The sequence below is a fragment of the Burkholderia sp. Cy-637 genome (assembly GCF_011753175.1).
GTDB classification, from domain to species: domain Bacteria; phylum Pseudomonadota; class Gammaproteobacteria; order Burkholderiales; family Burkholderiaceae; genus Burkholderia; species Burkholderia gladioli.
This window is the reverse complement of the sequence record NZ_VWWC01000008.1, coordinates 1-21132: the sequence shown is the minus strand read 5'-3', so window position 1 is coordinate 21132 and position 21132 is coordinate 1. Positions and strand designations below refer to the sequence as shown.

Here is a 21132-nt window from a genome sequence, read left to right as displayed (position 1 = left end):
CGCTTCAGGCCGGCTGCTTCGCGGCGTCGGCCATGCCGACCATCCGCGCGTGCACCAGGTCGTTCGGGCGCACGCGCAGCGTGCCGTTCACCACGATGCGTTCGCCCGGCGCCAGGCCGGCCTCGATCTCGCGCAGGCCGTCGTGCAGCCCGCCCGGCTGCACCGTGCGATAGCGGATGCGGTTCGAGCCGTCGACCACCAGCACGTACTTGCGCGACTGGTCGGTGCCGATCGCCGCGTCGTCCACCAGGATCGCGTGGTGGGCACGGCCGCCGCCCACCTTGACGCGCGCATAGAGGCCCGGCACCAGCGCGCCGTCGGCGTTGGCGAAGCTGGCGCGCACGCGCACCGTGCCCGAGCCGGTATCGAGCCGGTTGTCGACCGAGGCGATCACGCCGTCGCGCGAATAGCCGCTCTCGTCGGCCAGGCCGAGCGCCACCGGCACGCGCGCGTCGCGGTCGTGGCCGAGGTATTGCAGATAGGTCTGCTCGTCGACCTCGAACGAGGCGTAGATCGGCGAGACCGAGACCAGGGTGGTCAGCAGCGGCGCGTTGGCGCCCGCGCTGACGGTGTTGCCGGGCGTCAGCTCGGCGCGCGAGACACGTCCCGCCACCGGCGCGACGATGCGCGTGTAGCCGAGATCGACGCGTGCGGCCTCGAGCGCCGCCTGCGCCGCCTTCACGCCGGCAGCGGCCTCGCGCGCGGCGTTCTGCTTCTCGTCGTAGTCGCGCCTGGCGATCGCGTTGTCGCCGATCAGGCGCTCGGCGCGTGCCGCGTCGGCCGAGGTGTAGGCGGCGCGCGCGAGCGCGGCGGCGAGCTGCGCGGCGGCGCGGTCGACGGCGGCCTGGTAGGGACGCGGGTCGATCGTGAACAGCGGATCGCCCTTGCGAACCAGGGCGCCGTCGCGGAAATGAACGGCCACGATAGTGCCCGAGACCAGCGGCCGTACCTCGACCTGGTCGACCGCCTCCAGGCGGCCCGTGTAGCTTTGCCAATCGGTGATGCCGCGCGAGATCACCACGGCGGCGTCGACGTCGATCGCCGCGGGCGCGCCGGCCGCCCGTGCCTCGGCCAGCGGCGTGCCGCCGGGCCCATGCAGGATGCCGATCGCGCCGGCGGCGCCGGCCAGCGCGATCGCGCCGGCCACGGCCGCCAGGCGCTTCCTGGGTTGCGTGAACATAAGAGGATTCCTTATCAAATAGATGTGGAGATCAAGAATTCGTCGGGTCCGGCTCGCGGTCGGTCGCCCATCGGGCGGCGCGCGAAATCAGGTCCGCAGCGTTGGCCGAAGTATGGAGTTGGCGGTCGCGGCGATAAAGCCGGCGGGGGTGGTTTCTTTGTCTCCCGGCGGGCGACAGTGGCGGGGCGCGTGCAGGCCGCGGGCCGAAGGCCGGCCTCGAGAGGAAAACGGGGGGCGGGAAAGCAAACGCCGCCGCGCCGCTCGGGGCGGCACGGCGGCGTGTGGGCCGGAAATCAGGGGCGGGCGTTCAACGCCCGCCCGGCACGCTCATCGCGTCGCGCTGCCCGGCGCCGCGCTGCGCGCGCGCCACCGCCTCGGCCAGTGCATCGACATAGGCATCGCCGATGCCGTGCTCGCGCAGCGCCGCCTGCAGGCGGAACAGGTAATCGGCATTGCTGCCGATCGGCCCGGCTGCTTGCGCGATCAGCGGCGCGGCCGTGGCCACCGAGGCGTCGCGCTCGTATTGCTCGCGGCTCGGGTCGGCCACGAAGGCGATCGCATGCGCGTCGCTGCCGTCGTCGAGCCGGACCTTGGCCCAGGTCGGCCGATACGAACCGAGCACCATCTCGCGGATCCACACCAGCCGCAGCTCGTCGACCAGACGCTCGGCATGCAGGCGCAGCGCGATGCCGGTGGTTTCTCCACCGGGCTCCAGCGCGAGCATGCGCCCCGGGCGCTCGCAACCGGCGCGGCCGGCCAGCATCCGCAGGCAGAAGCTGCGATGCCAGCCTTCCAGCCGGGCCACGCGATGCGCGGCGAACTCGATGGCGGGATTCCAGATCAGCGATCCATAGCCGAACACCCAGACTTCGTCGGCGCCGGCCGGCCGCTCGCGCAGCGTGGCATCCAATGAAGCGTCGATGCGCTCGGGCGTCCAGAGCCCCGGCATCGCCTCGAACTGTTGGCGGTAGGCGCCGGTTTCGATCGCGTGTCTCGTCAGCATGGCATGACCTGTCGTGAGGGAAGGCCGGGGCGGGACGGTTGGCGCGGTCGATGGCGCGCGCCGTCGCGGCACGGCGGATGTTCGACAGTATCGCGATTGCGGCAGCGCGGATAAACCGTTGCGGGGGAAACAGATTGGCCTGCCGGTGGCGACAATCCGGCAATGTCGCTATCGACGGACATCGACGGGCGCGGCCCGCCGTCCTCAGAACGAAAAGAGCTGCCCCTGCCCCGAGATCACCGTTTCGAAGTCGTCCTTCAGGAACGGCAGGATCCCGTCGGCGACGGGCTGCAGTTGCCGGCTCAGGTAGAACGCGTAGTCGATCGGCGAGCGCATGGTCTCCAGCGGCTCCGGGCCGGCGGTGGTCATCACGTAGCTGATCCAGCCGCCGCGCTGGTACTGCAGCGGCCGGCCCAGCTCGCGGTTGTACTCGTCTGCGGTGCGCGCGGCGCGCACGTGGGGCGGCACGTTGCGCTGATACTCGGCCAGCGGCCGGCGCACGCGCTTGCGATAGACCAGCTCGGCATCGAGCTCGCCGGCCAGCACGCGGCGCACCGTCTCGCGGATGAAGTCCTGGTAGGGCTCGCGGCGGAACACCAGCGTGTAGAGCTCGCGCTGGAACTGCTGCGCGAGCGGCGTCCAGTCGGTACGCACCGTCTCCAGGCCCTTGAACACCACGTCCTCGCCGCCGTCGGCGCCGAGCGCGAGGCCCGCGTAGCGCTTCTTGCTGCCTTCCTCGGCGCCGCGCACGGTGGGCATCAGGAAGCGCAGGTAGTGGCGCTCGTATTGCAGCTCCAGCGCGCTCTCGAGTCCGAAGCGCTCGCGCAGGTGCGTGCGCCACCAGTCGTTCACGTGCGCGACGATCGCGCGGCCCTTGCGCTCGGCCTCGCCGTCCTGGTGCGCCTCGCGCAGCCACACGAAGGTGGAATCGGTATCGCCGTAGATCACCTCGTAGCCTTGCGCCTCGATCAGCTCGCGCGTGCGATGCATGATCTCGTGGCCGCGCATGGTGATCGAGGAGGCCAGGCGCGGGTCGAAGAAGCGGCAGCCCCAGGAGCCGAGCACGCCGTAGAAGGCGTTCATGATGATCTTGAGCGCCTGCGAGAGCGGCGCGTTGCGCTGGCGCTTGGCCAGGTCGCGGCCTTCCGAGACGCGCCGCACGATGTCGGGCAGGCAGTGCCGGCTGCGCGAGAAGCGCGCGCCCAGGAAGCCGGGCACCGAATGCGCGTCGTCGGGCTGGGCCAGGCCTTCCACCAGCCCGACCGGGTCGATCAGGAAGGTGCGGATGATCGAGGGATAGAGGCTCTTGTAGTCGAGCACCAGCACCGAATCGTAGAGGCCGGGCCGCGAATCCATCACGAAGCCGCCGGGGCTGTTCTGGCCGGTCACGTCGCCGAGGTTCGGCGCCACGTAGCCGAGCCGGTGCATGCGCGGCAGGTACAGGTGCGTGAAGGCCGCCACCGAGCCGCCGGTGCGATCGGCCGCGAGCCCCGTGACGGTGGCGCGCTCCAGCATGAAGGACAGCAGGTCGGCCTTGGCGAAGATGCGCGTGACGAGTTCGCAGTCCTTGAGGTTGTAGTGCGCGAGCGCGGGCTTGTCCTCGTCGAAGCGGCGCTGGATCTCGTCCATGCGTGCATAGGGGTTGTCGACCGCCTTGCCCTCGCCGAGCAGCGTGCGCGAGACGTATTCGAGGCTGAACGAGGGGAAGGTCCAGGTGGCCGACTTCAGCGCGTCGATGCCGTCGATGATCAGCCGCCCGGCCGCGCCCGCGAAGAAGTGGTCGGGCTGCTGGCCGTGGGCGCGCCAGTCGAGCACGCTGCCGTCGCGGCCCAGGCGCAGCGGCACGCCGAATTCCTGCGAGTGCGCGTGCAGCACGCGCAGGTCGAACTGGATCAGGTTCCAGCCGATGATCGCATCGGGATCGTGTTCGGCGAACCAGGCGTTGAGCCGTTCGAGCAGCGCGGGGCGCGTTTCGCAATAGACCAGGTTCAGCGCCAGTCCGGCCGCGTCGCCGTTGGCCGGGCCGAGCATGAACACGTCGCGCTGCCCGCAGCCTTCCAGCGCGATCGAATAGAGTTCGCCGCGCGCGCTGGTCTCGATGTCGAGCGAGACGCAGCGCAGCGCCGGGCGGTAGTCGCTCTCGCTCTTCAGCTCGGCGTCGACCAGCAGCGCCTCGCCCGCCGGCGTGCCGCGAAAGCGGACCGGCGCGGTGATGAAGCGCTCCATCGCGTAACGATCGGGCGGCGTGATGTCGGCTTCGTAGAGATCGACGCCTTCGCGCGCGAGCCGTTTCTGCAGGGCGCCGAGATGCCGGTGGCGCTTGCAGTAGAGGCCCAGCACCGGGCGCCGGCGGAAGTCGTGCAGCGCGAGCGGGCGCAATTCCACGCCGCTCTCGCCGGCCAGCAGGCGCTCGGCCGCCTCGCGGTGCTCGACGGGCAGGAACGCGACCGATTCCTGCGGACGCAGGCGCACCCGGCGCGGACCCTGGCCGGTGGCGAGCCAGAATTCGATCTCGACGCCGGCGGCCGTGTCCCGCCAGTGACGGGTCAGGATGAAACCCTGCTCGAAGTCAGTCAAAACCGGGGCTCGTCTTGGAGTGCTCAGGCGCGGGATTGTAGCGCCTGCGCGCTGGGGGCGCTTAGCCTGGCGTGCAGGGCAACTAACGGTCTGGCCTCGACGTCCCGGCCGGCGGCAGGGCCGATCGCCGGCCCGAATGTTTGCCATAATTCACGTCGATCGATGCATGACGGGCCGCTCGCCGCGCGGCCCGTGCCGGAACACCAAGGAACGCCGTGGAACTGAGACAACTTCGCCATTTCGTAGCCGTCGCCGAGGAGGCGAACTTCACGCGCGCCGCCGAACGCTGCCATATCGTCCAGTCGGCGCTGTCGACCTCGATTCGTCTGCTGGAAGAGGAACTGGGCGCCAAGCTGCTGGTGCGCACCACGCGCCGCGTGAGCCTGTCGGCGGCCGGCGCGGTGTTCCTCGACAGCGCGCGCCGCGCGCTCGACATCCTCGATCGGGCCGGCCTGGAAGTGGCCGACATCACCTCGGTGCGGCGCGGCAAGCTCTCGATCGGCACGGTGCAGAGCCTGCCGCAGTTCCTCGAGCTGCCGGGCCTGCTGTCGCGCTTCTACCAGGCGCATCCGGGCGTGGAGGTGCGGCTGGTGCAGGGCGGCGCGCTGGAGTTGAACGAGAAGGTGGGCGCGCGCGAGCTCGACCTGGCGATCCTGCCGATCGAGGAGCGCAACGAACGGCTCGAATCGCACATCATCGCCTGCGACGACATGGTGCTGGCCTGCGGGCGCGACCACCCGCTCGCCTCGGCCGGCTCGGTGCCGCTCGCGCGGCTGACGCGCGAGGCCTTCGTCGATTTCGTGCCGGGGCAGGGCACGCGCCGGCTGGTCGATCGCGGCTTCGCCGAAGCCGGGCTGCAGCGGCGCGTGGCCTTCGAGATCGGCGACCTGGACACGCTGCTCGACCTAGTCTGCCAGGGCCTGGGCATCGCCCTGCTGCCCGAGGACATCGTGGTGCGCCGCCCCGAGATGCTGGCCTGCGTGCGGCTCGAACGCGCCGAGCTGTGCTGGGAACTGGTGGTCACGCACGCGGCGGCCGCGGCGGGCGACGTCACCGAAGGGCTCGATCCCGCGCCGGCCGCCTTCCTCGAGATGCTGATGGCCGAGACGGCCGACCAACGCTGATCGCGGCGATTCCGTCGGCTCGGGAAGGAACCGGTTCCTTTCTCCGGCGGATTGCAAATTCCTTTCGTAATAATCGAAAGCTGTCGAATCGAGAACGAAATGATGCACGGCCGGCGCCCGATATCGTCTGGTCCGTGAGGGCAGGATCGCGCCGCCCGGCCCCGACCGGCGGGGCTGGTGCCTAACTGGTCATACATCTCACCTTTCGTCTGCCTAATCCCAAAAAATGGCGCGAGTCGTCCGAGCACGGCAACATTACGCGGAATATTCTGGAAAGCTATTGAAGTCAAAGTGAAAGAAATAAAATATCGATAATAATCAATGAGTTATCAAATGAGTCCCCACTGTCAAGTGCAGGTTTCAACATAAATGACACAGAGATTTCCCTAGGAATCTGAAATTCTGCATTGTTGAATTTATTGCGATCGTTATAGGATGTCTGACTAGATGAGGGGCTCCACAAGTACGCGGACAAGGCTCTTCATTTGGAGACCAGTCGCCGTCGACTCGCGGCGCGACTGACAAGCGATCGTATCTGCCTGCGGGGTGCAGGCTTTGGAAACAGAGGGGACGCAATGAACAAACGCATCATGGTGGCGGCAGCTACGCTCACCGGCCTGACCGCGGGCGTCGCGCACGCGCAAAGCAGCGTGACGCTGTACGGTATCGTCGACACGGGCATCGGCTGGCAGAGCAGCCAGGCCGCGCTGGGCGCGACGGCAGGCGGCAAGTCGGTCGTCAAGATGGTCAACGGCATCTGGGCCGGCAGCCGTTTCGGCCTGAAGGGTTCCGAGGACCTGGGCGGCGGCCTGAAGGCGATCTTCCAGTTGGAAGAAGGCTTCAACAGCGCCACCGGCGCGCAATCGGTCTCGGGCCTGATGTTCAACCGCCAGGCTTATGTCGGTCTGCAGGACGCACGCCTGGGCGCGTTCACGGCCGGCCGCCAGTACACCGCGTACTACACGCTGCTCTCGCCGTACAGCCCGACCACCTGGCTGACGGGCGCATACGGCGCGCACCCGGGTGATATCGACTCCCTGGATACGACCTACCGCGTCAACAACTCGCTGGTCTACATGTCGCCGACGTACTACGGCTTCACGTTCGGCGGTTCGTACGCGTTCGGCGGCACGCCGGGCAGCGTCAACAACGGCTCGACCTGGAGCGTGGGCGCGCGTTACGCGGTCGGCCCCGCAGGCATCGCGGTCGGCTTCATGCGCCTGAACAACTCGACGGTGAACGGCGGCGCCTGGGGTGCGAACTCGACGGCATCGAACGGCGGCGCCGAGCCGAGCGTCTCGGGCATCAACAACGGCTACCAGCTGGCTGCCGCGCAGCAGCGCCTGGCCGTGACCGGTGGCTGGACCTTCAACTCGCAGTGGGACGTGACGGCTTCGTACTCGAACGTGCAATACATCCCGGGCTCGGGCTCGAAGTTCGCGAACACGGCGATCTTCAACACGGCCGGCGCGGTGCTGCACTTCAAGCCGACCCCGGCACTCGACCTCGCGGCGGGTTATAGCTACACGCGCGCCACGCTCGCCAACGGCGTGCAGCACGCAGCGTACTACCACCAGTTCAACCTGTCGCAGTACTACAACCTGTCCAAGCGCACCGGCCTCTACCTGCTGGAAGCGTATCAGCGCGCGGGCGGCCAGACGCTGGCCCTGGGCGGCAGCATCATCAACGCGACCGCCGACATCGGCGACGGCCAGAACAGCGCGCCGTCCTCGTCGCGCAGCCAGGTCGCCGTCGGCGCGGGCATCATCACGCGCTTCTGAGCGATGTATCACGGGGCGGCGTGAGCTGCCGCCCCGCGCAGTTCTCCGAGCTTCACATCCTCGATGGCCCGTCCAAGCGGGCCGTCCTTCGGCCGTCGTCGCGCCTCGTGCGTGGCGACGGCATTTTTCTTGGGGCCTGGTTTTTGCTTCCTGCGTGTGTCGTGCGTGAGGCGTGGCGCCTTGCCTGACGATCCGTCATGACGGCGATGACTTGCGCGGCATGGCCGGCCCGCGCGTGCCGCCGCACAATCGTGATTCCGGCCATGCCGGGACGGTTGCGCCCGCAACCGTCGTTCCGCCTGGGAGGACATCACATGAGCAAGGCGTCCACCGTCCTGATCGTCGGCGCATCGCGCGGGCTGGGGCTCGCGCTGGCCGAGGAATACTGCCGGCGCGGCGCGCACGTGATCGCGACCGTGCGCGGCCCGTCGCCGGCGCTCGACGCGCTGCGCGCGCGTCATCCCGATACGCTCGCGATCGAGACCGGCATCGATATCGCCGATGCCGACAGCGCGCGCCTGCTGCGCGAACGGCTGGGCACGCGCCGGCTCGACATCCTGTTCGTCAATGCGGGGATCGCGCGCTCGATCGGGCTGACGCCGGGCAATGCGCCCGAGGCCGATTTCCTGGAGATGATGCGTGTCAATGCGTTCAGCCCGGTGCGGCTGATCGAGGGGTTGGAGGATGGCGTCGAGCCCGACGGCACGATCGCGATCATGTCCTCCGAACTCGCCAGCATCGCCAACAACCCGGGCGGCTGGGATCTCTACAGCGCGAGCAAGGCGGCGCTGAACATGCTGGTCAAGTGCCATCTCGCGCATCGTCCCGACAACCGCCGCGCGGTGCTGCTGGTGGCGCCGGGCTGGGTGCGCACGGAGATGGGCGGGGAGGAGGCGAGCCTGTCGATCGAGGAAAGCATCCCGAAGGTGGTGGAGATGGTCGAACGCAATCGCGGCAAGGCGGGCTTGCGTTTCGTCGATCGGTTTGGAGAGACGCTGCCTTGGTGAGGTGAGTGTGGAGTGAGCGCTCCGATCGTTGCGGCGAGGCTCGGGGCGAGCGCTGGATTACTTTGTCGTTCCTTGCTCGCCGCGCAGCGAACTCGAGCGGATGCACGATTCAGGTGGATTGCTTCATTAAGCTGTCGGTGACGTACAAAGCTGCCGTGAAGGCGAGAATGACCGCTCCTCCACCAACCCATTTCCGGGCTGACCAACGTCGCCAGGCGACCGCGTTGAGCAGGCAAAACGCGATTGCCGGGCCGCAGAGGTAGCCAATCACCAGCGGCACGCTCCACCACGGAATAGGGCACTTTCCCAATTCGCTGCAGCCGGTCGCGACGTGCCTGGATTCGCCATGCCAGTGGAGACGGCTGAATGCGTAGAAGAAAGCCCATGTGACGAGCAGCCCGAACAGCAAACCACCCAGTGACACCGTAAGTCGTTTCACTTGATTTCCCAAAACAGGATTTGCTTCGCGCCGGCGAGATCGGAGCATATCGTTCGCAGTCTTAACTTATCTGGATATTTATCAAGGCCTGGTTGATTACGTGATGAATCGGTGAGACAGGAGGCAATGCGACGCGTCTATCTCATCGCTCCTGCCACGGGTTTGACCTTCGCCGCCAATAGCCAGATGCCGCAGCTTCCACCGCGGCACCCCATTACTGCCTCACTCGTCCATCAACCGCACCTTGACCTTCTTCCCCTTGATCTTGCCGCCATTGAGCTTGCGCAGCGCCTCGTGCGCCACGTTGCGCTCCACCGCCACGTAGGTCGAGAACTCGGTTACGTTGATCTTGCCGATCTGCGAGCCTTGGAAGCCCGCATCGCCGGTCAGCGCGCCGAGCACGTCGCCGGGCCGGATCTTCTCCTTGCGCCCGCCGAGGATCTGCAGCGTCTCCATCGGTGGCAGCAGCGGCTCGTTGCTGGCAGGCGTGAGCGAGGCCAGCGGCTGCCATTCCACCTCGCGCCCCTGGGCCTGCTCGATGCCGCCCACGCGGCCCATCTCGTTCATGCTGGCCAGGCTCAAGGCCCAGCCTTCCTGGTCGGCGCGGCCGGTGCGGCCGATCCGGTGCACGTGCACCTCGGGGTCGGGCGTCACGTCCACGTTGATCACCGCCTCGAGCTGGGCGATGTCGAGCCCGCGCGCGGCCACGTCGGTGGCGACCAGCACCGAGCAGCTGCGGTTCGCGAACTGGATCAGCACCTGGTCGCGCTCGCGCTGTTCCAGCTCGCCATGCAGCGCGAGCGCATGAAAGCCCTGCGCGCTCAGCACGTCGAGCAGGTCGCGGCACTGCTGCTTGGTATTGCAGAACGCGATGGTGCTGGCCGGCCGGTAATGATTCAGCAACTGGCCCACCGCGTGCAGGCGCTCGTCCTCGGTCACCTCGTAGAAGCGCTGGCGGATCTTGCGCGCGTCGTGCTGCTCGGCCAGCTTGATCTCCTTCGGATTGCGAAGAAACTGCCGGCTCAGCTTGGTGATGCCTTCGGGATAGGTGGCCGAGAACAGCAGGGTGAGCCGCTCGGTCGGGCATTGCCGCGCGACGGTCGCGATATCGTCGAAGAAGCCCATGTCGAGCATGCGATCCGCTTCGTCGAGCACCAGCGTGTTCAGCGCGCCGAGCGCGAGCGTGCCGCGTTCGAGGTGGTCCATGATGCGGCCCGGCGTGCCGACCACGATATGCGCGCCGTGCTCCAGGCTGGCGGCCTGAGGACGCATCGGCGTACCGCCGCACAGCGTCAGCACCTTGATGTTCTCCTCGGCGCGCGCGAGGCGGCGGATTTCCTGCGCGACCTGGTCGGCCAGCTCGCGCGTCGGGCACAGGATCATCGCCTGCACGTCGAAGCGGCGCGTGTCCAGGCGCGAGAGCAGCGCCAGCGAGAAGGCGGCGGTCTTGCCGCTGCCGGTCTTGGCCTGCGCGATCAGGTCCTGGCCGGCCAGCGCCAGCGGCAGGCTGGCGGCCTGGATCGGCGTCATCTCGGTGTAGCCGAGCTGCTCGAGATTGGCGAGCATCGCCGGCGAGAGCGCGAGCTCGCTGAACGGCCGGTTGGGCGTGGCTTGGGTCATCGTGGCTCCGGGTTCAGAAGGGACGGCCTTCGATCTGCTCGTAGACGGGATTGCCGTTCTCGTCCTCGTAGCGATAGAGGTAATTGCGCGCGCCGCACAGCGGGCAGCGGAACAGGTCGCCCTGTCCTTCGTCCTTGATGACGACGTCGGCGAGCTCCCACGGCGTGCCGCAGCTCTGGTTTCTGCAAGTGAACAAGGTCTTCTCCAACGGGATGCGATGGCGCTCCGGACCAGCGGGGCCGGCCGGGCGCCGCGCGACGGCGGCCTGCGGCATCCGGGCGACGGCGCGGATGCGGGCGGCCGTGGCGAGGACGGGGCGTCGATGCGCGGGTGAGATTGAGGGCGATCGGCGGATCGCGCGTGCCGCGATTTTAACGGATGCGCGGCCGCGAGGCTTTCGATTCCGAAAGCCTCGCGCTGGTCAAGCCGTTTTTGCCGGCCCGGGGTGATACCGCCCACCCTCTTGTATGGCGAACATTCTCAAGGTATTCTCTGCGCCGATACCGACCTGTCTTGCTTAATCGGTGGCTTCAACTGATATGGAATCGATTCCCGCCGTCGGCATATCGAATCTTTCGGCAGGCAATCGAAAGCGAGCAGGATGCAGGACCCGAACTCCAGGCGCATGGCGCCAGGGGGCTGGCAGAACAACGAGAGAACCTGAGAGAAAGAAACGGCGCTGGGGCAAGAGCCGGATTCTCGCCGCGACGGACGACGAACGCGGCGGATCCCGGCTCGGCAGGTGGCCCGGCCGGCGCGCTGCGGCGCGCATACCACCGAGCAAAGGCAAAGCGATCGTGGACACGCGCTCGCGCTTTTCATCAAAGCCGCAATTGCGGCTTTTCTTTTTTCCATCGTCCGAATGCCGCGAGGTATTCCTATTTTCCTGAATCCCGGCAATCGCGCCATTGGCCGTCATTGAATAAAAAATGATACCGGCGGTATCGTTTTTCCATCGCGAGCGGCAGTGCCGCGATTGATTCGAATCTCATGATGATACCGGCGGTATCGTTGTCAGGCGGCCCTGGCGTACTGGAAAGCGGGCTCGATCGCAAGCGGATTTCTTAATCTCACGGGATAAACCCGTGTGTATCACTCACTGTCATTTCGTTTATGTAGAATGCTCGCGCGTATGTTTACTTTTTCGACGACAGGCGTCGAGGGACATAAGGCACAACGAATCATCAGGACAGCATGCGACACGAAATGGCAGCGACGGCTCAGGACCTCCCGTTCCGCGCGTTCGAGCGCGAGACGGCCGACTCAACGCGGATCGACGCGGTGCTGGACGAAGCGTCGATGCTGAGCCTGCCCGCCGCCGTGGCGCTGCTGTGCGACTCGGATGCGTTCGACGACTGGCCCGACGCCACCCCCGAGAGCGGCGAGCGCTTTCTCGCCGCGGTGCGCGCCACGCTGTCGCGAGCCTTCGGCGCGCGCGACCCCGAGGCGCTCGCCGAGGCGCACCAGGCGCTGTTCCAGCTCTACGACCTGCACGTGGCCGACGGCACCGATCCGCGCGCGCGTCACCAGTTCAATCCGCTGCTGACGCAGGCACGGGCCCTGATCGAGCGGGCCTGGCTGCGCAGCGAGCGCGAGCGGCTCGGCCTGGGCACGGCGCCCACCGCGAGCGCCGAGGTGGTCAGCGCCCTGAAGGCCCTGTGGTCCGGCCATCGCGCGGCCGCGCATCCGCTGTTCGATTTCCTCGAGACCGAAGCGAGCCGCGAGCAGATCGTCGCCTTCTTCCGCAGCGACGGCGCGTTGAACATCCGCTTCTTCGACCTGCTGCTGTATTCGCTGATCGGTTCGCGTGTCGAGGTGCGCAAGGAGCTGGTGCAGAACCTGTGGGACGAATCGGGCCGCGGCAACCCCACGCTGAGCCATGTCAGCCTGTTCCGCCAGTTGCTCGACGTGGTCGGCGTCGGCCAGGCCGAGGACAACCATGCCAGCCAGCTCCAGGTGGAGGGCCATGCCGGCTACAACCTGTTCATGCTGACCAGCCTGAACCGCGCCCATTACTTCAAGCTGCTCGGCGTGATGGCGATGACCGAGCTGCTCGATCCGTCCCACTACGAAAAGCTGGTGCGCGGCTGCCGGCGCGTCGGTTTCGGCGGCGCCGGGGAGCTGGGGTATTACGAGGAACATGTGACGATCGACATCGTCCACGCGGAAGGCTGGCTGGCGGACGTGATCGTGCCGGTGGTCGAGCAGACGCCGGCGGTCGGCGACGACATCGTGTTCGGGGCCGCGCTGCGCCTGGCGAGCTGCGAGGCCTATTACGACGCGCTGTATGCCAGGCTGGCCGCGCTCGAACCCGCCGCGCTCGCCTGAGGCAGGCCTGGGCGGCAAGCAGAATAAATGGAGCCTGAGAGAACCGCGCCCGCGCGTCGGCCTGGCCCGGCGCGCGGCGGCGCGACCTTGCTCAGTTGAGCGTGGCGGCTTCCCGGTGCTGGGGCGTCAGCCGGTAGGCGGCGATCAGCCGCTCGGCCGCTTCCCAGGCTTCGCCGGCGGCATGATCGCGATCGCCGCTGGTGGCGGCGATGATCGCGCCATCGAGGATCATCACGATCTGCCGCGCCAGCGGCTCGACCAGCGCGGACGGCACCAGGTCCTGCAGCAGCCCCTGCACGAAGCTGCGCAGGCCCTGTTTCTGCGAGACCGAGATGCGCACGATGTCACCCGAATCCTCGTGGAACTCCGACAGCGCGCCCACGAACATGCAGCCCGAGAAGTCGTGCGAGGTGAACCAGCGGTGGTGCCAGTCGAACAGCTCGTGCAACTGCTCCTCGGACGACTGCCGCGTGGCGATCGAGTCGGCCATCGACTGCAGGGCCGAGCGGGCCCGCTGCGACAGCACCTCGGAGATGAGGTCGTTCTTGGTGGCGAAATGGCGGAACAGGGTCATTTTGGCGACGCCCGATTCCTTGATGATGCGATCGATCCCCACTGCGTGATAGCCGTTTTCGGCGAACAGGCGGGTAGCGGTATCGACGATGCTCTGCTTCTTGGTGCTCATGCGTCCGACTTCCTTAGGCCACCCGGAGTGGCGGACCCTCCCGGAAATCGGGAGCCGCATGCCGCCGTCGCACCGCTCGGCGGGGCCGGAACGGGGAATCGGGTGTGACGCATAGATTACCTTGAACCGGCCAGGTTTCGCTTGCCGTGGCGCGTTCGCGACGCCGCGTCGCGCGTTACGGCGTGTTGTTTCGCGTTGCGAGCGTATGTTTCGTGCCGGGCGGCCGCGGATGCACCGCCAGGGTGCGAGATTGGACCGCCGGTTCGGGCATGACGACGGGGCACGATCCTTCGACGGATCGCGCCCCGTTTGTTTTCAGGCAGCGTTCCGGTAACGCGGCGCGGCCGAGTTCGTCGACAACTGGCCCGACATCGTGCGGCGCGCGCTTTCGTAGGCCAGCCAGGCACCCTCGTCATGCAGCGGCGGAATCGTCACCAGCTCGCCGCGATCGAAGCCGACCAGGGCCGCGTCCACCATCTCGGCGGCCGGCATCACGATGCCCGGGTCCAGATGCTCGATCGGCAAGCCGCCGGTGGCCCAGAAATCGGTGGCAGTCGCGCCGGGCAGCACGGCTTGCACGCGCACGCCCTTGGCGGCCAGCTCGTGATGCAGCGACTGGCTGAAGGCGAGCACGAAGGCCTTGGTGCCGCCATACACGCCGTTCAGCACTTCCGGCGCGATCCCGACGATCGAGGCGATATTGATCACGGCGCCGCCGCCGCGCGCCACGAAGCCGGGCACGGCCGCGTAGGTCAGGCGCGTGAGCGCCGTCACGTTCAGCTCGATCATGCTCGTCATGCGCTCGACGTCGCTGTCGAGCAGCGGCGTGTGGGTGCCGACGCCGGCGTTGTTGACCAGCAGGCTCAGGCCGGCATCCTCGCGCAGCCGCGCCTCGACCCGCGCGAGTTCGGCGCGGTCGTTGAGATCGGCCGCCATCACTTCGACGCCGACCTGCGTCTCGTTGCCCAGGCGCTTGGCCAGCGCGTCGAGCCGGTCGCGCTGGCGGGCCACCAGCACCAGATCGTAGCCGCGGCGCGCGAGGCGTTCCGCGTAGAGGGCGCCGATGCCGGACGAGGCGCCGGTGACGAGGGCGGTGCCGGGGCGGGATGAGGTCATGGTCATTCTCCAGGAGCTTGCTGCGTTTCGGGGGAGGTTCGTCGTCGAACCGGTGTACGCATTCTGGCAAGCTTCCGTTTTGTCTCAAATGACGTAGATGGACATGATTCGTGCCATGCCCCGGCGCGGCTTTTCCTCAGCTTCGTCGCGGGCCGTCCCGATCGTTTTTGTCGTTCTTGTCGCTGTTGTCCTTGTTGTCCTTGTCGTTCCGGTCGGTCTCGACGAAGGGCGAATCCGTGTCCGGCCGGCCCTCGCGTAGCGCCTTGCGTGCCTGCTCGGCCAGCCGCTCGTAGTGCCGGCGGAAGCGGTCGAGGTCGTGCTCGTCGAGTTCCTCCAGGTCGAGCAGGGCGTTGTGGGCGCCGTCGAACGCGCGTATCAGCTCGTCGAGCTTGATCTGCATGGCCGCGGTATCGCGGTTCTGGGTGTTCTGGATCAGGAACACCATCAGGAAGGTGACGATGGTGGTGGAGGTGTTGATCACCAGCTGCCAGGTGTCGCTGAAGTGGAACAGCGGGCCGGAGACGGCCCAGATCAGCACCAGCGCGACCGCCAGGATGAAGGTGGCCGGGCGGCCGGTGGTGGTGGAGAGAAAGCTGGAGAACCGCGAGAACCATTGCGTGCGCATCGTCGCCTCCGTTCCGGATCGGGAGTGTCGATGATGGCACAGCGCGGCCGATCGCCTGGCCGCCGGCCCGCGGCGGGTTCGCGGCGCAACGGCCGGGCAAATCGCCGGTGGCGCGGCGCTCAGCCGTTCGCCTGGACGCCCTCGGGCGCGTCGCCCTTCTTGTTGCGCTTGGCGTCGTACATCGCCGCGTCGGCGATGCGCAGCAGCGAATCGATATCGGTGCCCTCGCCCGACACGGAGGCGATCCCCACGCTCGCGCCGACGCTGGCCGTGATGCCGGGCGCCAACTCGAAGGGCCGGGCGATCTCGCGGGCGATGGCGTGGGCGAAGTCGCGCGGCGTGTCGTAGTCGCGGCAGGTGTCGACGATCACGAACTCGTCGCCGCCGATGCGCGCCACCAGCGCCTCCGGGCCGGCCAGCCGCATCAGCCGCTCGGCCACCTGCACCAGCAGGGTGTCGCCGGTCTCGTGGCCGTGCGCGTCGTTGACCGGCTTGAAGCCGTCCAGGTCGAGATAGAGCAGGGTCATGCCGGCGTGGATCCGGGCCCGCGCGTTGCCGTTGGCGGCATTGAACAGGCCGGCCCGGTTGAGCAGGCCGGTCAGCATGTCGTGGCGCGCGCGATGGCTGTTCTCGCGCTCGGCCTTCATGGTCGAGATCAGCAGCGCGTTGAGGCGGCGCGCGGCCCCGCTCATCGCGAACAGGTAGAAGGGGATCTGCACCAGGGTGAGCAGCAGCACCTTCTCGCCCGAGATCAGCGCGCCCAGCGCGCAGGGGCCGAGCGAGAGCACGATCATCACCGCCACCAGGCGCGGCGCCGCGAAGTTGCGAAAGCAGATGCCGCCCACCATCGCGGCGGCCGACAGGAAGGACAGCGTGGCCGCCACCCAGTCGCCGCTGATCGCGCTGATGAAGGCGCCATAGCCCACCGAGGCGCCCCATAGCGGTGCCAGGCTCAGGTAGAAATCGGTGGGCGTCGGGCGGTGCTGCAGCGCGCGCCGGCGCGAGACGATCAGCACCACGAAGCGGATCGCGCAGATCAGGATCTCGCCGAACAGCCAGATGCGGAACAGCGTGGTGGGATGACGGGCCTCCAGGGCCCAGGCCACGGCGATGGTGTTGAAGACGCCGCCGAAGAAGATCGGCAGCGTGCCGAACAGGGTGCCGACCAGCGCGACGCGGATCTCGTGCGGCGTGTCCCGGCCAGGCTCGGCCAGCCAAGTTGCCAGCCGGCCGCGGGGCAACGAGTAAACTTCGGTCCTGCTCTGCACGTGACGGTCCTTCGTCGAGTCGCGGCCAGCTTGTGGACGGCGGGCGGCGCTATTGGGATCGGGCAGGCGACTGCGGCGAACTGCGTGACCGGCCGAACGCTTCGCGTGCGGTCATGCCGTCGGGCCCCGCCGTCCGCGGGTGCTGGACGGTTCCGACGCGCGCGCCGGCGCGACGCGCCAAGCCTGCGTGGTGGCGCACTGGGCGCCGCCTGCAAGTCTACCAGCCCTGGGCAGACGAAAAGCGCCTGTTTTAGCGCGCGATCGTGGCGAAAGCGTGTCCGCGCCGACGCTCAGGACGGCGAAGCGCGTGAGCGCGGCGGCCCGGCGGTGCGATCGCAGCGGCGTGCCCGCCGCGAGGCGTCGGCGCCGATCGCGCACGCGGCGCTAGAATGCCCGCTTCGTCCCGCAGATCGCCGCCGCCCGCCGGGCCCGGCGCTTCCCGTATGACCCGCATCCCGAAACATCGCCGCCTGCCGCCGCTCAACGCCCTGCGCGCCTTCGAGGCGGCCGCGCGCCACCTCAATTTCCGGCTCGCCGCCGAGGAGATCGGCGTGACGCAGGGCGCGGTCGCGCAGCAGGTGCGGCACCTCGAGGATGTGCTGCAGCGCCCGCTGTTCGACCGGCTGCCGCGCGGGCTGGCCTTGACGGCCGACGGCCGCGCCTATTTCCCGGCGGTCCAGCGCGCCTTCGCGATCGTTGCGGACGCAACCGATACGCTGAGCCGGCGCCCGTCCACGCTGAGCATCAGCACCGCGCCCTCGTTCGCCTCGAAATGGCTGATCCCGCGGCTCGCCCAGTTGCGTGAATCGCAGCCGGCGCTGGAGGTGCGCGTGATCGCCGACGAGAAGCTGGCGAGCTTTCGCGGCGACGGCGTCGACATCGCGATCCGGCTCGGCAAGCCGCCGTTCGGCAAGGGGCTGGCGGCCGAGCTGCTGTTTCCGCTCGAGGTGTTCGCGGTGGCCGCGCCCTCGCTGCTGGCGGCGCGGCCCGTGCGCCGCGTCGACGAGCTGGCCGGCCAGGTGCTGCTGCACGACGCGCACGATCTGTGGCCCGAGTTCCTGGAGGCGCTGCGCGCCGGGCCGGCCGTCGATCCGGCCAAGGGGCCGCGCTTCAACCAGTCCTCGCTCGCCATCGACGCGGCGATCGACGGCCAGGGCATCGCGCTGACCAGCGAGCCGCTGGTCGAGCGCGACATCGCCGCCGGCCGCTTGCGGCGCGTGCTCGATTTCTCGTTTCCCCTGTCGCTCGGTTTTTATGTCGTGCATCCGCAGGGCGCGGCCGACAGCGGGCCGCTGCGGGACCTGCGCGACTGGCTGTTCTCGCAGCGCGACCACGAGCGCGCCAGCCAGGGCAGCGACGCGCTGCGGATCTGACGTGCCCGGGGCGTCGGCCTCGGCCTCAGGGCGCGATCCAGTTGCCTTGCCAGCCTGCCGGCTCGCGCACGAAGCGCGCGCGGCGATGGCCGTCGGCGGCCAGGTCGAGCCAGTCGATCGTCTCGGCGCGCAGCTCGATCACGGCGAAGTTCGCGAAGCCGTCGAGCGCGTCGTCGGCTGCGTCGGCGGAAGCGGCGGAAGCAGGATGCGCATCGGCCGGCGCGGCGACGGGCGTGCCCGGCGGCAGCGGCGCGCGATAGAGGATCAGCGTGCGCGGCCGGCTCGCCTGCCAGATCGCCAAGCGCCGGGCCTGGTCGGCCAGCACGCTCGCCGTGCCTTCGACGCGAATCTGCAGCCCGCCGGCGAGATCGCAGCCGACCAGCGCGGCGCGGCCGTCATGCCGCAGTTCGGCCAGCTTGGCCGAGCGGGCATCGGTATGGAACAGCAGCGAACCCTGCCCGGTATCGACGCCGCGCAGCACCACCGTGCGCACCCTGGGCGCGCCGTCGAGCCCGAGCGTGGCCAGTTGCAGCATGGTGAACGGCGAGCGCTCGCGGCCCGCGTTCGCGCCTTCGGCGAGCAGGGTCCAGATACGGGGGAGCAGGTCGGTCATGGCGGGAGGCGGGCGGCGCGCCGGCTGGCGAGGTGCCGAGCACGATAGCGAGCCGCGCCGTGGCGGTCAACCGGGCGCGGCCGGCGCGCCGACCCTGCCCGGGTGGTGCCCAGGCTCAGGCCAGGTGGGCTTGCGGCGGACGCGGCAGCTCGGGTTCGGGCGTATCGGGCAGCTCCTCGATGCTCGCCGTGCTCGGCTCGTCGGGCTTCTTGGTGGCGCCCATCTGCGCGAACGGCATGTACATCACCAGGCCGAGCAGCAGGCCGACCGCGGCATTGCCCCAGTTGTTGGCCACCGAATCGCTCTTGCCGGCCAGCACCGTGTCCGAGAGGATCTGCGAGAGCAGCGCGCTGCTGGTGAACAAGGTGGTGCGTGCCGGGAAGGCGCCCACCGCGGTGTCCTTGACGTCCTCCATGGTCGGTTTCTTCAGCTCGGCCACCAGGCGCGGTATGTCGCCGCTCGCGATGCCGTTCGAGACCAGGTCGTCGACCACTTCCCCGCCCAGGTTGAGGCCGGCACGCGTGGCCGAGTTGGCCCATTGCGGCGGCAGGTCGGCCGCGCCCGCGCCGGAGTGCGGGGCCAGCTCGCTCATGCCGGTGCCGGCCGCCATCTGGTCGCCCGCGTAGACCGCGCCGGCGCCGAACGAGCGCACGGGCGACGGCGCGGGCTGCTCCTTGTCCTTCGGTCCGACCGAGACGAACCGCTGCACGCCGTCGCGCAGCAGGCAATACAGCACGAACTGCGCGAGCGCCGGGGCCGACTTGCCCATGCTCTGGGTGGCCAGCGCGGCCAGGCCGAGCGTGCCGCCGATCGCAATCAGCGCGAGGCGTGAATTGTTGCTGCGGTCGGTCGCGATCCCCTTCTTGTCGTCGCGCATCTTGCCCGCGAAGATCATGGCCAGCGGCACCGCCGTGAGCAGCACCGAGATCATGGTCTTGACGCCCTCGGGCAGGTGCTCCATTTCCTTGCCGAAACCCTGCCCGGCCATCTGGCGGAACAGCGTGGTGACCGCCACGGACGGGATGCGCGCGAGCAGGGAGTGCGCGAAGGAGGTGGCCAGGCGGCCGGCGCGATTGTCGAAATTGTTCTCGGCGACGTCCGTGATGAACTGGGTCACCGCCTGGTGGATTTGCTTCTCGCCCTCGGTGGTCGGCTGCTTGACCGGCGTGTTCATCAGGCCCGCCTCGAGGCGGTCGAGCTGCGCCTCGCTGAGCGGCTCGATCTCCATCTGGTCGACCATCCGTGCCATCTCGCGCATGCGGCCCACCAGTTGCCGCTCCGCCGGGCTCATCGCGCCGTGCTGCCCGTGCAGGACCGCATCGGGCGGCACGCGCGGCATCATGTGCCGCATCGCCAGCGCCATGTCGGCGCCGCCGATCTCGGTGCTTTCGTTGCCCGAGGCCACCTCGCGCATGCGGGTCAGCAGGTCCTGCTCGGCCGGCGTCAGCGGGCCCAGCTCGGCGTCCTCGGGAATGCTCGGCATCATCTGCTGCATCGCCAGCGTGGCCGTGCTCGGCTCGTGCTGGCTGCTCGAGGCCAGCGTCTGCGCGGCCTCGCGATGCAGGTGCTGCGGCGCGCGCTGCGCCGGCAGGCGGCGCGCCTGCATTTTCGACGATGGCGGCGCGAGCCGCGAGCTTGAGGCCACCGGCTTGGGCGCGACCGGCGGCGGGTGCGAGGTGGCGGAACGGGTGGAGGTGCTGAACCTGGGCGTCTGGCGCGAACCCTCGCCTTCCGAGCCGCGCGCGTCCTCCTGGCCCTGCAGCCCCTTCAGCGCCTGGTTCGAGGCTTGCCGGGTCGGGGAGGGCGGCGGTGGTACATGCGAAGTCGATGCCGGGTTGGGCGTTTCGGTGGTCGCGGTGGTCGTTGGTGCGAGCACCGGGCTGTTCGATTTGATTCCTGGCGGCATGTTGGCCCTCTCGTTGCGATGGGCCGTTCGACGCGCTCCTGCGCAGCCACCGGCCTTGTTTCAGCCAACGGTAGCGAGTGCGCGAGCCGAGCAGGAAATCAAATGCGAAACCGAGTTGCGCGCGGCGAAGCCATGACGCCGCGCACCGGCCGTTGTCACACGCCGGCAAGATGGCCGATGCCGGCGTCAGGCGCGCCCGGTGGCGGGCGGGGCCTGTTCCTCGAAGGTATCGCGCGCGTCGAAGAATTCGTCGCCGTCCTCGTCGATATAGGGCGTTTCGGTCTGGGGGGCCGGCGTCGCCGTGCGTGCTGGGGCCGGAGTCTGCACCGGCGCGGCCGTGTCGCGCGTCGGCGTCGGGGGGGCGGCCTCGCGCGCGATCGCCGAGACCACGCGCTGCTCGCGCCGGATCGCCTGCTGCTTGAGCGGCGGCAGCATGGCGAAATCGCCGAGTTGCGACTGATAGGCCGCGCCGCCCGGCCCGCCATTG

18 protein-coding genes and 1 pseudogene are annotated in these 21132 nt (G+C 68.7%); 5 read left to right on the top strand and 14 right to left on the bottom strand.

Translation table 11 applies throughout. The annotated features are described in order from the left end of the window. Positions 1-4: 4 nt before the first annotated feature. From F3J10_RS04205 to F3J10_RS04195, 3 genes are all read right to left on the bottom strand, one after another. Complete coding sequence (locus F3J10_RS04205) at positions 5-1180, bottom strand: efflux RND transporter periplasmic adaptor subunit (protein ID WP_167241183.1); 1176 nt, start codon at positions 1178-1180, stop codon at positions 5-7. 307 nt (positions 1181-1487) lie between these two features. Continuing rightward, complete coding sequence (locus tag F3J10_RS04200) at positions 1488-2183, bottom strand: gamma-glutamylcyclotransferase (protein WP_036054883.1); 696 nt, start codon at positions 2181-2183, stop codon at positions 1488-1490. A gap of 204 nt (positions 2184-2387) precedes the next feature. Then, positions 2388-4760 (bottom strand): DNA polymerase II, encoded by a 2373-nt coding sequence (locus F3J10_RS04195; protein ID WP_167241181.1) that lies wholly within the window; start codon positions 4758-4760, stop codon positions 2388-2390. A gap of 215 nt (positions 4761-4975) precedes the next feature. Between F3J10_RS04195 and F3J10_RS04190 the strand changes: the two genes are divergently transcribed. The 3 genes from F3J10_RS04190 to F3J10_RS04180 all read left to right on the top strand — a co-directional run bounded on the left by F3J10_RS04190 (position 4976) and on the right by F3J10_RS04180 (position 8672). After that, positions 4976-5884, top strand: coding sequence for a LysR family transcriptional regulator (locus tag F3J10_RS04190; protein ID WP_025097455.1), 909 nt, complete (start codon positions 4976-4978; stop codon positions 5882-5884). 575 nt (positions 5885-6459) lie between these two features. Then, positions 6460-7665: a porin gene (locus F3J10_RS04185; protein ID WP_025097456.1), complete on the top strand. Its 1206-nt coding sequence runs from the start codon at positions 6460-6462 to the stop codon at positions 7663-7665. A 314-nt stretch (positions 7666-7979) separates the two neighbouring features. After that, positions 7980-8672 carry an SDR family NAD(P)-dependent oxidoreductase gene (locus tag F3J10_RS04180; RefSeq protein ID WP_167241179.1) on the top strand — a complete coding sequence of 231 codons (693 nt, stop codon included), beginning with the start codon at positions 7980-7982 and terminating at the stop codon, positions 8670-8672. Between the two features lie 109 nt (positions 8673-8781). Here F3J10_RS04180 and F3J10_RS04175 read toward each other — a convergent pair whose 3' ends face one another. From F3J10_RS04175 to F3J10_RS04160, 4 genes are all read right to left on the bottom strand, one after another. Then, entirely contained in the window at positions 8782-9111 is a 330-nt protein-coding gene (locus tag F3J10_RS04175; protein ID WP_166910691.1) for a hypothetical protein, read from the bottom strand. A gap of 222 nt (positions 9112-9333) precedes the next feature. Continuing rightward, positions 9334-10731, bottom strand: coding sequence for an ATP-dependent RNA helicase DbpA (dbpA, locus tag F3J10_RS04170; RefSeq protein WP_167241177.1), 1398 nt, complete (start codon positions 10729-10731; stop codon positions 9334-9336). 13 nt (positions 10732-10744) lie between these two features. Then, entirely contained in the window at positions 10745-10927 is a 183-nt protein-coding gene (locus F3J10_RS04165; RefSeq protein WP_025097459.1) for a hypothetical protein, read from the bottom strand. A 321-nt stretch (positions 10928-11248) separates the two neighbouring features. Further along, positions 11249-11650 carry a hypothetical protein gene (locus tag F3J10_RS04160; protein ID WP_167241175.1) on the bottom strand — a complete coding sequence of 134 codons (402 nt, stop codon included), beginning with the start codon at positions 11648-11650 and terminating at the stop codon, positions 11249-11251. Between the two features lie 287 nt (positions 11651-11937). Here F3J10_RS04160 and F3J10_RS04155 point away from each other — a divergent pair, with 287 nt between their 5' ends. Further along, positions 11938-13059 (top strand): iron-containing redox enzyme family protein, encoded by a 1122-nt coding sequence (locus F3J10_RS04155; RefSeq protein ID WP_167241173.1) that lies wholly within the window; start codon positions 11938-11940, stop codon positions 13057-13059. A 91-nt stretch (positions 13060-13150) separates the two neighbouring features. Here the strand turns inward: F3J10_RS04155 and F3J10_RS04150 are convergent, their stop codons facing one another. The 4 genes from F3J10_RS04150 to F3J10_RS04135 all read right to left on the bottom strand — a co-directional run bounded on the left by F3J10_RS04150 (position 13151) and on the right by F3J10_RS04135 (position 16753). After that, entirely contained in the window at positions 13151-13744 is a 594-nt protein-coding gene (locus F3J10_RS04150; protein WP_167241171.1) for a TetR/AcrR family transcriptional regulator, read from the bottom strand. Positions 13745-14059: 315 nt separating this feature from the next. Beyond that, positions 14060-14860 carry an SDR family oxidoreductase gene (locus F3J10_RS04145; protein WP_166910694.1) on the bottom strand — a complete coding sequence of 267 codons (801 nt, stop codon included), beginning with the start codon at positions 14858-14860 and terminating at the stop codon, positions 14060-14062. 136 nt (positions 14861-14996) lie between these two features. After that, entirely contained in the window at positions 14997-15485 is a 489-nt protein-coding gene (locus tag F3J10_RS04140; protein ID WP_167241169.1) for a low affinity iron permease family protein, read from the bottom strand. Between the two features lie 119 nt (positions 15486-15604). Continuing rightward, a complete protein-coding gene (locus F3J10_RS04135) occupies positions 15605-16753 on the bottom strand; it encodes a diguanylate cyclase (protein ID WP_166910696.1) in 1149 nt (382 codons plus the stop codon). A 443-nt stretch (positions 16754-17196) separates the two neighbouring features. On the opposite strand from F3J10_RS04135, the gene F3J10_RS04130 reads away from it, so the two are divergent. Beyond that, positions 17197-18126 (top strand): LysR substrate-binding domain-containing protein, encoded by a 930-nt coding sequence (locus F3J10_RS04130; protein ID WP_036054860.1) that lies wholly within the window; start codon positions 17197-17199, stop codon positions 18124-18126. A gap of 25 nt (positions 18127-18151) precedes the next feature. On the opposite strand, the gene F3J10_RS04125 is transcribed toward F3J10_RS04130, so the two are convergent. The 3 genes and pseudogenes from F3J10_RS04125 to F3J10_RS04115 all read right to left on the bottom strand — a co-directional run. Then, complete coding sequence (locus F3J10_RS04125) at positions 18152-18739, bottom strand: pyridoxamine 5'-phosphate oxidase family protein (protein WP_166910697.1); 588 nt, start codon at positions 18737-18739, stop codon at positions 18152-18154. A gap of 115 nt (positions 18740-18854) precedes the next feature. After that, on the bottom strand, positions 18855-20615 hold the full coding sequence (locus tag F3J10_RS04120; RefSeq protein WP_167241167.1) for a hypothetical protein: 1761 nt from the start codon (positions 20613-20615) through the stop codon (positions 18855-18857). Positions 20616-20831: 216 nt separating this feature from the next. Continuing rightward, a pseudogene (locus tag F3J10_RS04115) lies at positions 20832-21132 on the bottom strand (hypothetical protein); the annotation flags it as partial.